The 15,346-nt window shown below is 45.2% G+C and carries 13 protein-coding genes and 1 other annotated feature; of the genes, 7 read left to right on the top strand and 6 right to left on the bottom strand.

Annotated features, from left to right (window positions below):
• A partial coding sequence (locus B2U10_RS02340) for a transglycosylase domain-containing protein (RefSeq protein ID WP_290785363.1) occupies nucleotides 1-2,441 on the bottom strand: 2,441 nt, incomplete at its 3' end.
• Nucleotides 2,442-2,589: 148 nt separating this feature from the next.
• Nucleotides 2,590-2,797 (top strand) — a binding site (T-box leader).
• Between the two features lie 54 nt (nucleotides 2,798-2,851).
• Here B2U10_RS02340 and tyrS point away from each other — a divergent pair.
• A complete protein-coding gene (gene tyrS, locus B2U10_RS02335; RefSeq protein WP_035406219.1) occupies nucleotides 2,852-4,099 on the top strand; it encodes a tyrosine--tRNA ligase in 1,248 nt (415 codons plus the stop codon).
• A gap of 44 nt (nucleotides 4,100-4,143) precedes the next feature.
• Here tyrS and B2U10_RS02330 read toward each other — a convergent pair whose 3' ends face one another.
• The 3 genes from B2U10_RS02330 to B2U10_RS02320 all read right to left on the bottom strand — a co-directional run bounded on the left by B2U10_RS02330 (nucleotide 4,144) and on the right by B2U10_RS02320 (nucleotide 6,143).
• The gene (locus B2U10_RS02330) at nucleotides 4,144-4,671 is read right to left on the bottom strand and encodes a biotin transporter BioY (RefSeq protein WP_290752056.1); all 528 of its coding nucleotides are present in this window, start codon (nucleotides 4,669-4,671) and stop codon (nucleotides 4,144-4,146) included.
• A gap of 153 nt (nucleotides 4,672-4,824) precedes the next feature.
• Nucleotides 4,825-5,424, bottom strand: coding sequence for a 30S ribosomal protein S4 (rpsD, locus tag B2U10_RS02325; RefSeq protein ID WP_035406229.1), 600 nt, complete (start codon nucleotides 5,422-5,424; stop codon nucleotides 4,825-4,827).
• Between the two features lie 233 nt (nucleotides 5,425-5,657).
• Nucleotides 5,658-6,143: a GAF domain-containing protein gene (locus B2U10_RS02320; RefSeq protein ID WP_023469058.1), complete on the bottom strand. Its 486-nt coding sequence runs from the start codon at nucleotides 6,141-6,143 to the stop codon at nucleotides 5,658-5,660.
• A gap of 222 nt (nucleotides 6,144-6,365) precedes the next feature.
• Here B2U10_RS02320 and ezrA point away from each other — a divergent pair, with 222 nt between their 5' ends.
• Both ezrA and B2U10_RS02310 read left to right on the top strand, forming a co-directional pair.
• Nucleotides 6,366-8,072, top strand: coding sequence for a septation ring formation regulator EzrA (gene ezrA / locus B2U10_RS02315; RefSeq protein ID WP_290785360.1), 1,707 nt, complete (start codon nucleotides 6,366-6,368; stop codon nucleotides 8,070-8,072).
• A gap of 67 nt (nucleotides 8,073-8,139) precedes the next feature.
• Nucleotides 8,140-9,699 carry an amidohydrolase gene (locus tag B2U10_RS02310; protein WP_290772140.1) on the top strand — a complete coding sequence of 520 codons (1,560 nt, stop codon included), beginning with the start codon at nucleotides 8,140-8,142 and terminating at the stop codon, nucleotides 9,697-9,699.
• Here the strand turns inward: B2U10_RS02310 and B2U10_RS02305 are convergent.
• Both B2U10_RS02305 and B2U10_RS02300 read right to left on the bottom strand, forming a co-directional pair.
• Complete coding sequence (locus tag B2U10_RS02305) at nucleotides 9,691-10,461, bottom strand: MerR family transcriptional regulator (RefSeq protein ID WP_290785357.1); 771 nt, start codon at nucleotides 10,459-10,461, stop codon at nucleotides 9,691-9,693. The genes B2U10_RS02310 and B2U10_RS02305 overlap by 9 nt on opposite strands.
• 90 nt (nucleotides 10,462-10,551) lie before the next feature.
• Nucleotides 10,552-11,367 (bottom strand): NAD kinase, encoded by an 816-nt coding sequence (locus B2U10_RS02300; protein ID WP_023469054.1) that lies wholly within the window; start codon nucleotides 11,365-11,367, stop codon nucleotides 10,552-10,554.
• A gap of 165 nt (nucleotides 11,368-11,532) precedes the next feature.
• Here B2U10_RS02300 and tpx point away from each other — a divergent pair, with 165 nt between their 5' ends.
• The 4 genes from tpx (at nucleotide 11,533) to B2U10_RS02280 (ending at nucleotide 15,280) form a co-directional block, all read left to right on the top strand.
• A complete protein-coding gene (tpx, locus tag B2U10_RS02295; protein ID WP_155960139.1) occupies nucleotides 11,533-12,030 on the top strand; it encodes a thiol peroxidase in 498 nt (165 codons plus the stop codon).
• A gap of 100 nt (nucleotides 12,031-12,130) precedes the next feature.
• Entirely contained in the window at nucleotides 12,131-13,039 is a 909-nt protein-coding gene (locus B2U10_RS02290; protein ID WP_023469052.1) for a class I SAM-dependent methyltransferase, read from the top strand.
• Between the two features lie 120 nt (nucleotides 13,040-13,159).
• Complete coding sequence (locus B2U10_RS02285) at nucleotides 13,160-14,371, top strand: acetate kinase (RefSeq protein WP_035406240.1); 1,212 nt, start codon at nucleotides 13,160-13,162, stop codon at nucleotides 14,369-14,371.
• A 303-nt stretch (nucleotides 14,372-14,674) separates the two neighbouring features.
• The gene (locus B2U10_RS02280; RefSeq protein ID WP_035406242.1) at nucleotides 14,675-15,280 is read left to right on the top strand and encodes a 3D domain-containing protein; all 606 of its coding nucleotides are present in this window, start codon (nucleotides 14,675-14,677) and stop codon (nucleotides 15,278-15,280) included.
• The last annotated feature ends 66 nt before the right edge of the window (nucleotides 15,281-15,346 follow it).

Below are 15,346 nucleotides of genomic sequence, written 5' to 3'. Positions count from 1 at the left end.
GCGTCGGCTTTTGCTTTTGCATCAGCTTCAGCTTTTGCATCGGCAGCACGTTTTGCGTCATCTGCTGCTTTTTTCTTTGCCTCAGCATCTGCTTTTTCTTTAGCTTGATCTTGTTGTTTTTGTTGATCTTCTTTCTTCTGTGCGTCTGCCTCTTTTTTCTTTTCTTCTACTTCTTTCTGTTTCTTCGCTTCGGCTTTTTTCTTTGCTTCTTCGGCTTTTTTCTTTGCTTCTTCGGCTTTTTTCTTCTTATCTTCTTCTTTGAAGCGACCACTGTTTTGGAAGTCATTTGCTGTTACAGAAGATGGTTGCGTGAAGCGGGCGCCAGATTTGAAGTAACTGCTGTTCGCACCATACGATGCATTCGCCATCTGTGACCAGAGCGTCTGCGTACGTTGGTAGTACGTTGACGGACCGATGAGTGAGTTGTTCTGGTCGTGTCCTGTCCAGACGGCAAGGGTTACACCAGGAGTAGAACCAACAAGATAAGAGTCTTTGACATCGTTGGTCGTACCCGTCTTACCGGCCCAATCTCCCGGTACGTTCAATCTAGCTTTAGCGAACGTCGCTGTACCTTTCGTGAAGACACCACGCATCATATCAAGTGTCAGGTAAGCTGTTCGTGGTTCATAGATCCGTTTTTTCTTCGGTTTTGCTTTATAGATATCTTTTCCGTCTTTCGTGATTTTCGAGATGATGTACGGTTGGACGAATTCACCATAGTTGGCAAGTGTCGCGTAAGCACCTGCGAGTTCGACAGGTGTGATTTCCATCGTTCCGAGTGCCGCAGAAGGGGCATAACGGATCGCATCAGGTACTTCAACTCCCATATCGACGAGTTTTTGAATCGAATTCGACATGTTCATCTTCTCGTAAATCTTAACGGCCGGTACGTTCAATGATAGTTCTAATGCCGTACGAACCGTTACATTACCACGGTAACGTCCACCTTCGTTCTTGATCGGACGGTCGCCAGGTTGACGTGGTACAGTCTGGTAGTAGTACTCTTCATCATTAACGGTAGACCCTGGTGTGATCAAGCGATTTTCAATCCCGTTCGAGTAAACGAGGATTGGTTTTGCCGTTGACCCGATTTGACGTTTGGCTTGGAATGCCCGGTTGAAATCGTCAGCTTTTCCATCCATATACCGTCCGCCGACGAATCCGAGGATACGTCCCGTTTCATTTTGAACCATGACTGCTGCTGTTTCTTCTGGATCCTGTTTCGAAACGCTTTTTTTCGTTTTTGGATCGACGACTTGTTTGTATTGCATGCTTCCTGGGAAGTTCGCACTGTTCTTCGCAGGTTGTTGCATCGCTTCATGAATTTTTTTATCAAGTGTCAAGTGAACTTTGTAGCCGCCTTGGCGCAGTGCAACAAGTGCTTGATCTTGATAGTTGGCACGCACTTCTGCCAGTTCAGACGGTTTCACTTCATCTTCTTTCACGCCATCTTGTTTCATCAGATACTTCGTCATGATTTTCGTCGCTTCACGTTCGGCTAAATCGTAGACATACGGATACGTATCACGAGAACGTTTTGATTGTTTCGCGAAATCTTTCGTAATATCATGCTTGATTGCTTTTTCGTACTGTTCCTTCGTGATGTTTTTCGCGACATACATCCGCTTCAATACTGTTTTCATCCGGTTGACGCTTGGCGTCAAGTCCTTTTTGACAACGCCACCTTGAAGGTAAGGGGTGTAGTAATAAGGGTTTTTAGGAATCCCAGCGAGAAAAGCTGCTTGTGGTAACGTCAGTTTTTTCGCGGATTTGTTGAAAACTCCTTGTGATGCAGCCTCGATCCCCGCAATATTACGACCGAGTGAATTGCGACCGAATGAGACGACATTCAAATACGCTTGTAAAATTTCATCTTTTGACATCGCGTTTTCAAGGCGCAATGCTAAAAGAATTTCTTTCGCTTTCCGTTCGAATGAGACTTCGTTCGTCAAGATTTGGTTTTTGATTAATTGTTGTGTTAGCGTACTTCCGCCTGTGCGCGACGCAGAATTCGTTAGTTCTTGTAGAACTGCTCGTAATGTCGCTTTTGGAACGACACCATCGTGTTGATAGAAGTCTACATCTTCCGTTGATAAAAGCGCATCGATCAAGTAAGGAGAAATCTTCTTGATATCGACAGGCTGACGTTCTTCATCTGTTGAGATGTTCGTCAGCTTTTCACCACTTCCCCAATAAATTTGGCTTGTGACGGCATAGCTATTGACTTGTTGTTTCATCTCAGTCAATGGTGGTGCTTTTGTGTCCTTGACGAGCGAAGCGAAATAGCCGCCCGCTGCACCAACAGAAAAACTACCGACGAGTAAGACAGCTATGATGAGGAACAAAATGATGTTCCATGAAACATCATATGTGATATTTGACCAGTGCCGAACGGCTTTCGTCCGGGGATGATTCCAAAACTTGAACCAGTTCTCGCGCATAAATGATCTCCTTTGCATCTTAAACTTAGGTGTAAATTAATATTAAATCACAGATAGACGTATTATACCATAAATCTACTAATGAAATCGGACTTGACAGCGGATTCGCCTTCGACGTAAGATGAAACCATCTTATTTTCGTATATTGCGTTAAACCATGATCGGAATATAGTAGTAAGTCACTCCCTGTGACAGAGACCTAGTGGTGCTGCGAACTAGGACACAGTGAACTTATGAATTACGCTTCCAGGAGTTTCTTGAGAAATCAAGCGGTCCGTCCCGTTATCGACGAACCAAGTGGTCCTTTTACACAAAAGGACAATTAGGGTGGTACCACGGAATATTCCGTCCCTTCGTTTTAGACGAAGGGACGGTTTTTTTGTTAATAGTGAACTTTAGGAGGAGAAACAATGACGTTATTAGAGGATTTAGAATTTCGCGGGTTAATTAACCAAATGACAGATGAAGAAGGGCTGAAAACATTACTCGAGAATCCGACGACGCTTTACACAGGCTTCGATCCAACAGCAGATTCACTTCACATCGGACACTTGTTGCCGATTTTAGTCTTAAAAAGATTCCAACAAGCGGGTCACCATGTCGTAGGTCTCGTTGGAGGGGCAACTGGGATGATTGGGGATCCGAGTGGTCGTGCAACGGAACGGTCATTGAACACATCGGATATCGTCGAAGAGTTCGCGAATCGGATTAAAGATCAACTGTCACGTTTCTTACCACTTGAAGGTGAAAATCCGGTCACGATCGCCAATAACTTAGACTGGACGAAAGATTTGACAATCATCGATTTCTTACGTGATATCGGAAAACACTTCCCGGTCAGCTACATGCTTGCGAAGGACTCTGTTGATTCACGTCTTCAAAACGGTATCTCATTCACTGAGTTCTCATACATGTTACTTCAATCGTTTGACTTCTTGAAACTTTACGAAGACAAAGGATGCCGTCTTCAAGTAGGAGGTAGTGATCAGTGGGGGAACATCACAGCAGGAATGGAGCTGATTCGTCGTGCTGGTCATGAAGAAAAAGCATTTGGATTGACAGTACCGCTCGTTACGAAAGCGGATGGTCAGAAATTCGGTAAGACAGCTGGCGGTGCGGTCTGGTTAGATGCTGATAAAACGTCACCGTACGAGTTCTACCAGTTCTGGTTCAATGTAGACGATCTCGACGTCATCAAGTTCTTGAAATACTTCACGTTCTTGACGCACGAAGAACTCGATGCACTTGCAGAAGAAGTCAAGGCAGCACCAGAGAAGCGCGTCGCACAACGTCGTCTTGCAGAAGAAATGACGGTTCTCGTCCACGGTGAAGAAGGTCTGACACAAGCACAACGTATTACGACGGCACTCTTTAGCGGAGATATTAAATCGTTGCAAGTCGAAGATATCGAAGATGCCTTCAAAGGCATGCCACGCTTTACACTCGGCGAATCAAACAACCTCGTCGACGTGCTCGTTGAGGCGAAGATTAGTCCGTCAAAACGTCAGGCACGTGAAGACGTCACGAACGGTGCGATCTACCTCAACGGAGAACGCGAGCAAGACTTAACGAAAGAAATCACTGAATCAGATGCAATCGGTCGCTTTACGATCGTACGTCGCGGAAAGAAAAAATACTTCGTCGTCGAGCATGCTTGATGATAAACGAAACGCTCCCTGCACATAGATGCAGAGAGCGTTTTTTAAGCTGTCCGGAATAAGCGAAGTGGCAACAAACGAACGGCGATCGTCGTGGCAATGACGGCTTTGATCGTATCCCATAAGACGAAAGGATAGTTGATCGCAAAAGCATCTTTGAACGACAGATCGAGTACAGCCATCAGACCGAATGTTCCGAGCAAGTAGACTAAACCAAGTCCGAAGACGATCATCCCGATGAAGAGGGGGACGAAACGACGTGTTTTTTCAGCGATGAGACCGATGAAGAATCCGGCAATCGGAAAGGCGATCAAATACCCAACAGTTGGTCCGACGAATGGAGCAAGTCCACCTTTTCCGCCGAGAACAGGGAGACCAGCAGCTGCGAGCAATAAGAAAATCAAGACAGCAAGTCCACCGCGTTTTCCACCGAGAATGGCACTGACCGTCATGATTGCGAGCATCTGAAGTGTGATCGGAACGGCGCCGACCAGTTGGATCTGCGGCAAAGAGCTAACGGCTGCGATGATGGCAGCACCAAGGGCGATGAACGTTAAATCTCTTGTTTTCATGAATAAAGTCCTCTTTTCTATTTGTGTTAACTATGTATGTTTATAGGTTAACACAAATAAATAATTGGCGTCACTCTTTTTTTAAGACCAGGTATACATTTTCATGATATGTACAAAAAAAGCACCCACCGAAGTGAGTGCTGGAACAATCGATTAACGTGAGTAGTACTCGACGACGAGTTGTTCTTGGATTTGATCGTTCAATTCAGAACGCTCAGGAAGACGGACGAACGTTCCTTCGAGCTTCTCAGCATCGAAAGTAACGAAGTCTTTAGTTGCTGGAGCAACTTCGAGTGCTTCTTTGATAACGACAAAGTTCTTCGATTTTTCGCGAACTGAGATCGTTTGACCTGGTTTCACGCGGAACGACGGGATGTCGACGCGAGCGCCATCAACTTGGATGTGACCGTGGTTGACGAGCTGACGAGCAGCACGACGTGTACGAGCCATACCCATACGGTAAACGACGTTATCAAGACGTGTTTCAAGTAAGAACATGAAGTTCTCACCGTGAATACCAGGCATTTTGCCAGCATCGTTGAACATACGGTTGAATTGGCGTTCGTTTACTCCGTACATGTGACGAAGCGTTTGCTTCGCTTGAAGTTGAAGACCGTACTCAGACATTTTACGACGGCTGTTACCGTGTTGTCCTGGAGCGTACGGACGTTTTGCGATTTCTTTTCCTGTTTCAGTAAGTGAGATACCGAGACGACGTGAAAGTTTCCAAGCTGGACCTGTATAGCGAGCCATAATAAGACTCCTCCTTAGTGTTCGTTATTATTTGCATAAAAATAATAACGCCATCAAACCCACGTTACGCCCATTTCATGATGTGGCACCCTCGCTTGATAGCAAAGTTACACGATGCCCCTCCGGTTATTCACCGAGTCATGAAATGTGATACGTAAGCGATTTGACCGCTATCGTTATCATTTCTGCACTTTTACAAGTATACGGTGTGGACAATCGACTGTCAATCAGAATTACAGATGACGAAGTAGTGTCGTACAGAATGCTTCTAAACCAGCTTGGTCGACTTCATCGAAACGGTTGAATTCTGGGCTGTCGATATCGAGGACGCCGATCGTTTGTCCGTCTTTGACGAGTGGAATGACGATTTCAGAATTCGATGCCGCGTCACATGCGATATGACCTGGGAATTGATGAACGTCTTCGATCCGTTGTGTCGTTTGTTCTGCTGCGGACGTTCCGCAAACACCACGACCGAATGGAATACGGACGCATGCTGGAAGTCCTTGGAATGGTCCGAGGACGAGTTGGTTTTGCTCGGTATCCGTCAAATAGAAGCCGACCCAGTTGATACGGTCGAGGAATTGGTTGAGTAACGCGCTCGCATTCGATAAGTTCGCGACTTGATTGTCTTCTCCCATTAATAACGCATCGAGTTGTTTTGACAGCATGTCATATTGTTTCGTCCGGTCACCTTCATATGTCTTTGTTTCGAACATAATAAAATTCCTCCCGTGAAAAGCGTATTTTTTTTAGTTTAACGAGTTTTCGTGTAGCTGACAAACAATTGATTTTTGGACAAAGGATTCAAAACAGCGGAAGAAATCAGGAAAAGCCTCTGTAAATCTATGCAAAACGGTTGCGCTATACTATTATAAGGATAAGATTATTGCGATTTAGAGAAAATCTAAAGTCGTACGACAGAGTGGAGGTCGTGACAAATGTGGGCATGGGTGATCGGAGTCATCGTCATCGTATTACTCGTCATGCTATTCAGCATGATCAGTCGAAAAAAATACTACACGAAAATCGATGAACTTGATATGCGCAAACAAGGCATCGTCAGTGCATCGATTCCAAAGGAGTTGCAGGACTTAAAGCAACTACCGATGGCGGGTGAGACGGAGACGAAGTTCAGCTCCTGGCATCAAGCGTGGGAAGAGTTGTTAACGGTCCACGTCGCCCAAATCGATGAAACCCTTTACCGAGCGGAAGAAGCGCTCGATAAATACCGGTTCATCGCCGTCAAGAATGACCTTGAAGTAACGGAACAATTGATTGCGGAACTCGAAGGATTGATCGATGAGATGCTCGTCGAGATGTCGACGTTCAAAACGAATCAATCGGTTCTAGCAGAGTTGAAAGCGCAAGGGGAAGCTGATTCTGGGCAAGTTCGGAAATCGTTATTGATCCAAGCGAATTCATTCGGTCCGGCACTCGGGCGTCTAGAAGAACGAAGTGAACAAATTGATGCGCATTGGAATGAAATGTGCCAATACGAAGCTTCGGGTGAAGTGACGAAGGCTTACGAAACAAGCTTGTTGCTTGAGCAAGAAGTAGCGACGACGCGTCAGCTTGTTGAACTCGTGCCGAAACAATGGAAGATTCTCGCACATGAATTGCGTCAACGGATTGATCAGCTCGGAGCGGGTTATAAGGAAATGTCGTTAGATGGGTATCCGCTTGAACCACTCGGTATTCAATCTGAGATCAAACGGTTCGAGGAACAACGTCTGAGCCTTTCTGAAAAAATCGAGATGCTTGAAGTCGATGGTTTAGAAGAAGCGATTCAACAGTTATCAGCCGACGTTGATCAAATGTACGATACGTTCCGTCGTGAAGTTGATGCACGTCATCAAGTGAAAAAAGAAAATCAATCCTTGAAACAAAAAGCATTACGGATGCGCGAACGGATTCATCAATTGGCGCAAGAGTTCAGTATCTTACGTGAAAAGTATGAAATCTCAGCAGATCTTGGAATTCACTACGAAACGATCCAGCGTGACGAAGAGCTACTATTTGAAGCGGCAAAAGATCTCGATGAGTCGATTGCTGGGAAAATCATTCCGTTCAGTATGCTCGAAGATCAAATGCGCGATGCGATTCGCTTAGAGGAACAGTTGATGATTCAGTACGAACGCTTTACGGTCGAACTTCAAGCGCTTCGAAAAGAAGAGACAGAAGTGCGCGAACGGATCGTCGAATGGCGTCATCAGCTCTCGCAAACACGTCTTCGTCTGAAACGACTTGGATTACCGAACTTACCAACGGAAGTTGAAGAAGCACTACGTAATGCGAATCGTTCGCTACAGACGCTTGAGACACGGCTCGAAGAGTTACCGTTTAATGTCCGATCGATCGTTGCACAAAGCCAAGACGTCCAAGAAACGTTTAAACATGTGCAAGAACGGTTAGATACATTAGTGTTCGAAGTCACGTACGCCGAACGGCTCGTCCAGTATGCGAACCGATACCGTCGCCACGACAATGAGATACATATGTCGCTGACGATCGCGGAAACGAAGTTCTTAGCGGGAGACTATGAACGTACGATCGTCTTAGCGGAACGTGTCCTAAATGAATACGATCCGGACGCGATCGAACGCATTAAACGATCGTGTGCACCAGAGGAAACGTTGCACGTTTAAATCAGGATCGACAATTCAGGGTGACCGTCATGGTCACCCTATTTTTGTAAAAAGAGGAGTGAGTAGAATGGGAACACTATACGTAAACGGATTGATTCGAACGATGGCACATGAAGAGGACGTCCATTCAGCGATGTTCGTCGAGAAGACGCGGATCATCGCAATGGGGGAGGAAGGAAAACTACGTCGACGTTTCGGTAGACGTATTGATCAGATTCAAGACTTGAACGGAAAAGCTGTTTATCCAGCCTTCACAGACGCACATATTCATCTGATTGGCTACGGGGAAGCGATCAACCGTGTCGATGCCTCGCGTTATACGACGCTTGAAGCATTAGGACAAGCTTTCCTCAAGGCAGAACCAATCAATGGGATTCACGTAGCGGAAGGATATGACGAAACGAAACTTGACCGTGCGCCGACAAAAGCATGGCTGAATCAGTTGTTCCCGGACGCTCCCGCCTTATTAAAACGGACAGACCGGCATACCGCACTTGTCAACGATGTTTTATTCCAACAGCTCGGCTATAAAGCATCGACTGTCATCGATGGTGGAAAGATCGGCTTATCGGATAACGGCGAAGCTGACGGATTTTTGTACGATGCGGCGCTTGAACCTTTGTATGCGTTACAAGCTGGAAACTTAGAGCGAAACAAATCGTCACTCCGATCAGCAATCAAGAGTTTGTATCAATACGGCATCATTGCGGCACACACAGAAGATTTATCGTATCACGGAGATGTCGCGGAAATCCTCCAAGCATATAAAGAAGTGACAGAAGAGACAGGCTTCCATACACATCTACTCGTTCATCATCTTGTCATCGATGAGTTCGTGCAACAGCAACCAATTTTGCCATCAACGATGTCAATTGGTGCGATGAAACTATTCGTCGACGGCGCACTCGGAGGACGGACAGCTCTTCTCGGTCGTGGTTATTCTGATGATCCGACGACACGTGGTATCGAAGTGCATACACCAGAACAACTCGAACAACTCGTCAAGCGTGCACGTAGTTACGGGTTTACAGTTGCGGCACATGTCATCGGTGATTTAGCGATTGAACGATTCGTACAGGTGCTCGAGAAATATCCAGCACCAAAAGGCAAGCGGGATCGGATCATTCATGCGACGGTCGTTCGACCAGAAACGCTTGCACGAATTCGGAAGTTACCGGTCTTGATTGACGTTCAACCGGTCTTTTTACTGGATGACGCAGACTTTATCGTCGATCGACTCGGATTGAACCGCTTAGACTGGAGTTATCGTTTACGTTCGTTAGCTGAGACCGGCGCATTATTATGCGGTGGAGCAGATGCGCCGATCTCTGACCCCGATGTCCGGCGTTCCCTGTATGCAGCGACGGAAGGAACAGCGGGACGTGTCAATAAGGCGAATGAGACGTTATCGATGTACGAAGCCTTGTTACTCTTTACGAAAAATCCACATCTAGCGACCGAGACACATGGACGCAAAGGATTACTCCTACCAGGATACGATGCCGATTTCGTCATCTTTGAAGAAGACTTCTATCGCTTGCGTGGTGAAGCCATCTTGAATAACCGTTTAGTGGAGACTGTCCAAGCTGGTAAAATCGTCTATCAGGCAGAAGCAGCCTTAGTTTGATGTTGCTTCTGCATAGTGCGAAATAGCTTCTGAATAAAAAGAAGATAGTCCAGGTGCATACGTATCGTAATAAGCGCGAAACCGTTCGTCGGACACGTACATCTGACCGAGTGACTCAAAAATAGATAACTCACATGGGTAATAGTACGTATCGATGAAGTCATGTTGTTCCTTGACGACCTGTTGAACGTCCGGGTCAGATGCCGCACGTCCGTTGCGGTAAAGGATCGTCAAGCGTTGATCGAGTTGTTTGTGCATGGCGCTAAGTCTTTCTTTCTCATTTGGGGTACGTTGTTTTTGTCTTTTTGTACTGATTCGATATGCGTCGGTGTCACCGTAGTGTTGTTGGACTTCATCTGCATGTTGTTTTTCGTGCATGACGATCTCTTCGTGACGTAAACCGCGGAATAATTGTTCATCTTTCATGGGGAGTCCTCCTATTAAAGTGAGTAATGTTTGTTCAGCGAGTTGAGCGAGCATCTGATAATGCGAAGCTTTTTCTTGAAGTAGTACAATTTGTTTTTTCAATATCGTGTGATGACTGGAGTCAGATTGTGTAAGTAATCTTTGGATTTCTGACAGCGGAAAATCAAGAGAGCGATAGAGAAGGATTTGTTGTAAACGTAAAAGATCCTCACTGCTATAATATCGGTGACCGGCATCGTTGCGCTTTGGCACAAGGAGACCGAACGTCTCATAATGATAAAGCGTTCGTTTTGTGACGCCGGTAAGTTTGGCGATTTCCTGAGTGGAATACATCATCTGTGTACCTCCTTTAATTGGAGTATAAGGGGTGACGTAACGGAAGATGCAATAAAAAAATCTGCCCCGAGGAGGCAGATTTTTTTATTGTCATAAGAATGAGCGTTGAATCTTATGCCAAAATGTATTGTTCGTCAATTTGACGGTTTTAAGTTCTTTTTCAGAGAGCTGGATATCGACTGAATCCGTTCGTGTCAGGCTGAGTGCTTCGTTATCCATCCCGATGATCGGATAATCGTTTCCGTCCTCAATGATGCGTAACGAGAGTTTCCGTCCGCGGTTCAATAGGAAAGCAGAACCGAGTGTCCGGTACCGGTTATTGTTAACGGAAGCGATCTCGCTGACTTGAAGACAGTGGATCAATGGATCGACGATCGCACCAGAAAGTGACTTGTTATAAGCCGTAGATCCCGTCGGTGTTGAGATGACCATTCCATCCCCGCGGAATGTCTCAAACAGGAAGTCATCGATATAGACTTCGATTGCGAGTGATTTGATGATGCTCGACTTTACGGAACATTCGTTCAGACAGAGCATCGGTGGTCCACCGTTGATGGATGCTTCAAGTAGTGGATAACGACGTACTTCGATTTCGCCATCCGAGACACGATTGCCCGTCTCTTTAAAGATTGCTTCGACCGCAGAAAGATCATTGATATCAAAGTCACAGTAGAACGAGTTTGGACCTTCAGCGAATCCGACATAGATTGCATCATCACGGAAACCTGTGAAGCGTGCCGCTTGCAAGAAAGCCCCATCTCCACCAATCGAGACGATGATGTTTGCTTGTCGATGATCTTGGACGACATTCAGTCCGTATCGTGTACCGACATCAATCAACTTTCGCACCTGCGTCTCGTGTCTTTGTGTATTTCGGTAGTACAGGTAGACATTATTTCGAGCCATGGTCAATTCCCCCTTGAAAGCGTTTCATGAACTCTTTTATTATACCTGTTTTTTAGAAAGACGGGTACTGAAGTCCATCAATTATGGCAGAATACTTGCCATCTTCGCAGATCATTCCTATAGTTAAATAGAAAATACAGTATATCCAATCAGGGGAAAAGGGGAATTCATATGGCAACGTTTAAAGGAAATCCAATCACACTTCAAGGTACAGCGGTTCAAGTCGGACAAACAGCACCGGACTTTCAAGTGTTAGCTAACGACTTATCGCCCGTAACACGTGATACATACCAAGGTGTTCGAATCATCAGTGTCGTCCCATCAATCGATACAGGGGTATGCGATGCGCAGACTCGTAAATTTAACGAAGAAGCAGCTAAAATCGAAGGTGTGACGGTCATGACGATCTCAAACGACCTTCCGTTCGCGCAACGTCGTTGGTGTGCGTCAAGTGGTCTTGATCAAGTCGTGACATTGTCTGATCACCGTGATCTTTCATTCGGTACACAGTACGGCGTGGCAATCGAAGAATTACGTCTGCTTGCTCGCTCTGTCTTCGTCTTAGATTCGAACAACGAAATCACGTATGTCGAATACCTCGAAGAATCAACGGATGAGGTAAATTTCGAAGCAGCACTCGCTGCAGCACGTGAAGCGAAGTAAGAATGGTTTACAAACGACGCTGAAGCGTTACAATGGAACTAATGATAGAAACGGCTCCCGCTCTACGGGGGGCCGTTTCGTTTTGGAGAGGATGACGTACATGGAGCCGTTAGAAAAGTTATATAAGGAATTAACACGTCAAACAAAACAAATCGAACGTGATCTTGATATGCCTTACCTAGAAGCGTTGACGACTGTGATTGACCGGTTGAACGATCGCCATACTGAAAATGTAGACAAAGAGGTCATTCGAAAGGCAGTATCGCTTGCTATTTTAGAAGGGATGAAACAAGCGCAACCGAACCATTTGCCGACGCCAGACAGCGTCGCTTTGTTTGCTGGTTATCTAATCGGGAAATTGGTAGGTAAGGAGGACATCCGACTACTTGAATTAGGAAGTGGAACAGGTGGTATGTTACACGCTGTCTTGAGTCAGCTTTCGACAGGCACATCTGCTGAAGCAGTTGAGGTAGATGAGACGTTAATTCGTTTATCGGCAGCGGTAACGGAATTACTCGACTATCCTGTTACGTATACGCATCAAGATGCGTTACGACCTTTGTTGCTAGATCCAGTTGATCTTGCGATGGCTGATCTCCCAGTCGGTTATTATCCGGATGAAGAGGCTGCTGCTTCTTACATCTTGAAACGAGATGAGGGTATGAGCTATAGTCATTTCTTATTGATCGAACAAGCGATGCAATACGTCAAACCAGGTGGGTTCGGTGTTTTTGTCATTCCGAACGGTTTGTTCCAGCATGATACGGAAGGCAAGTTGAAACAGTACTTTGAATCAAAAGCGCACGTCATCGGCATTTTACAATTGCCGTTAACCATGTTCAAACAAGAACAGGCAGCAAAAAGTTATTTGATCGTCCGTAATCATTTAGCCGGTATGAAGATGCCAAAACAAGCGTTACTTGCTGAACTACCATCTTTCACAGATGCCCGTGCGTTTGGTGGTATGGTGAAACAGATTGATGAATGGATTAACACAGAATTAAAATGAATTACGCAAAGTGATTGAAATCTGTCGTTAATTTGACTATTCTAGTTGTAGAACAGAAATAGAAGAAAACCTAAACAGATGTGAATGTTCATTGGATTCAAATGGAAAAGGGGAAAAATCATGGCAAAAATTATGGCGGTAAACGCAGGTAGTTCGTCTTTGAAGTTCCAATTGCTCGAAATGCCGAACGAAACGATGATTGCAGTCGGACTCGTTGAACGTGTCGGTAAAGACGATGCAATCTTTACGATTAAATATGGTGAAGGACAAAAGTATACAGATGTCCTCCCGCTTGCAACACATAAAGAAGCAGTCGAGTTATCCCTCGAAAAATTAATGGAGTTCGGAATCATCTCGTCTTACGATGAGATTAAAGGTGTCGGACATCGTGTTCTTCATGGTAAAGAAAAATATGCAGACTCTGTATTGATCACGGATGAAGTCATGCAAGATATCGAGTCGTATACAGAGCTCGGACCACTTCACATTCCACCAAACTTGATCGGAATCCGGGCATTCCAAGCATTGCTTCCGGAAGTGCCACAAGTGGCGGTCTTCGATACGGCGTTCCATCAAACGATGCCAGAAGAAAACTTCCTTTACAGCTTACCGTATGATTACTACACAGAATACGGTATCCGTAAATATGGTTTCCACGGTACGAGCCACAAATATGTTACGGAACGTGCATCTGAATTACTTGGTCGTCCATTAAAAGACCTTCGTTTGATCTCATGTCACTTAGGTAGCGGAGCATCAATCGCAGCAGTTTCGGGTGGCGAATCAATCGATACGACGATGGGCTTCACACCGCTTGAAGGAATCACGATGGGAACACGTTCTGGTTCACTTGACCCAGCTTTGATTCCATTCTTAATGGAGAAAACAGGGAAAACAGCGGAAGAAGTCTTGAACGTCATGAACAAAGAGTCTGGAATCTACGGACTCTCAGGTCTTTCAAGTGACTTGCGTGACGTCCAAACGGCTGCGAAGGAAGGAAACCACCGTTCAGAGATGGCACTCCGTATCTTCGCGAACCGTATCCACGGATACATCGGGCAATATGCTGCTGAGATGAATGGTGTTGACGCCATTATCTTCACAGCTGGTGTTGGGGAAAACTCAGATTCAATCCGTGAGCGTGTCCTACGTGGTCTCGAATTCATGGGCGTTTACTGGGATCCATCACTCAACAATGGAGCTCATGGAGAAGAACTCTTCATTAACTACCCACACTCACCAGTCAAAGTCATTATCATTCCAACGAATGAAGAATTGATGATCGCACGCGATACAGTTCGTGTTGGTGGATTGGTTGCTCAAAACGCATAATTTTTAAAAAGGACTGAATCGTTAATACGACGATTTAGTCCTTTTTTTGATGAAATCCCAGAAAAGTCATACGCGAACGTATGATCTATTGTTACGACGTTTGTCATATAACGAAAAAAGAAGCGTCATCATCGTAAAAATAAACCTAAAAAAGGGTCATTTCTTAAAAAAATGAGTCTTTTGTAACATAACGGTAATAGTACAGACATATTTTTGTGGTCTATATGTAACGGCACTACTTGCTTTTGTCATGTATATTAATCTCAGTTAACAAACACGAAACAATGATGGAGGAGAAAATACATGATGAAACGAATGCTCGCAAGTGTTTTAACGGTCGTGTTAGCACTCAGTTCGTTCGCAGGTCTTCAAGCAGAGGCTGCAACTAAGAAAAGCGTCAAGTCAACAGTCGATAGCCTAGTCATTCGTCAAAAAGCTACTACTTCTTCGAAGAAACTCGGTCTTCTATATAAGAACCAAACGTTATCGTACAAAGCAAAAACAGGGAACTGGTATAAAGTAAGCTACAAAGGTAAGACGGCTTATCTTAGCGCGAGCTACTCGAAGGTTGTGACGTCAAGCGGATCAAAAAAACAATCTACGGGCGGTTGGAAAACAGTCACGAACGTGAGTGCGACAGCTTATACACCGTATGATCCAGGAAGTGGCAACCTGACAGCAATCGGTTGGAACATCAAAAGCTCGAAAAAGAAAGTCGTAGCTGTTGATCCACGTGTCATTCCACTTCGTTCGACAGTCAAAGTGTATTACAAAGGGAAGTTGAAAGGGACATATACAGCTGCTGATACTGGCGGTGCCATCAAAGGTAAGAAGATGGATATCCTTTACTACTCTCGTTCAGAAGCATTCAACTGGGGTCGTCGTACCGTTACAGTAAAATACAAATGATTTCAAACCATCGGACATTGGTTCGATGGTTTTTTGTTTAAGCAGGTCGTCAAAAAGCCTCTCTTC

Origin of the sequence: Exiguobacterium sp. UBA7533, assembly GCF_002479335.1 — a bacterium.
GTDB lineage: Bacteria > Bacillota > Bacilli > Exiguobacteriales > Exiguobacteriaceae > Exiguobacterium_A.
This window is presented reverse-complemented; position numbering and strand designations above follow the sequence as displayed.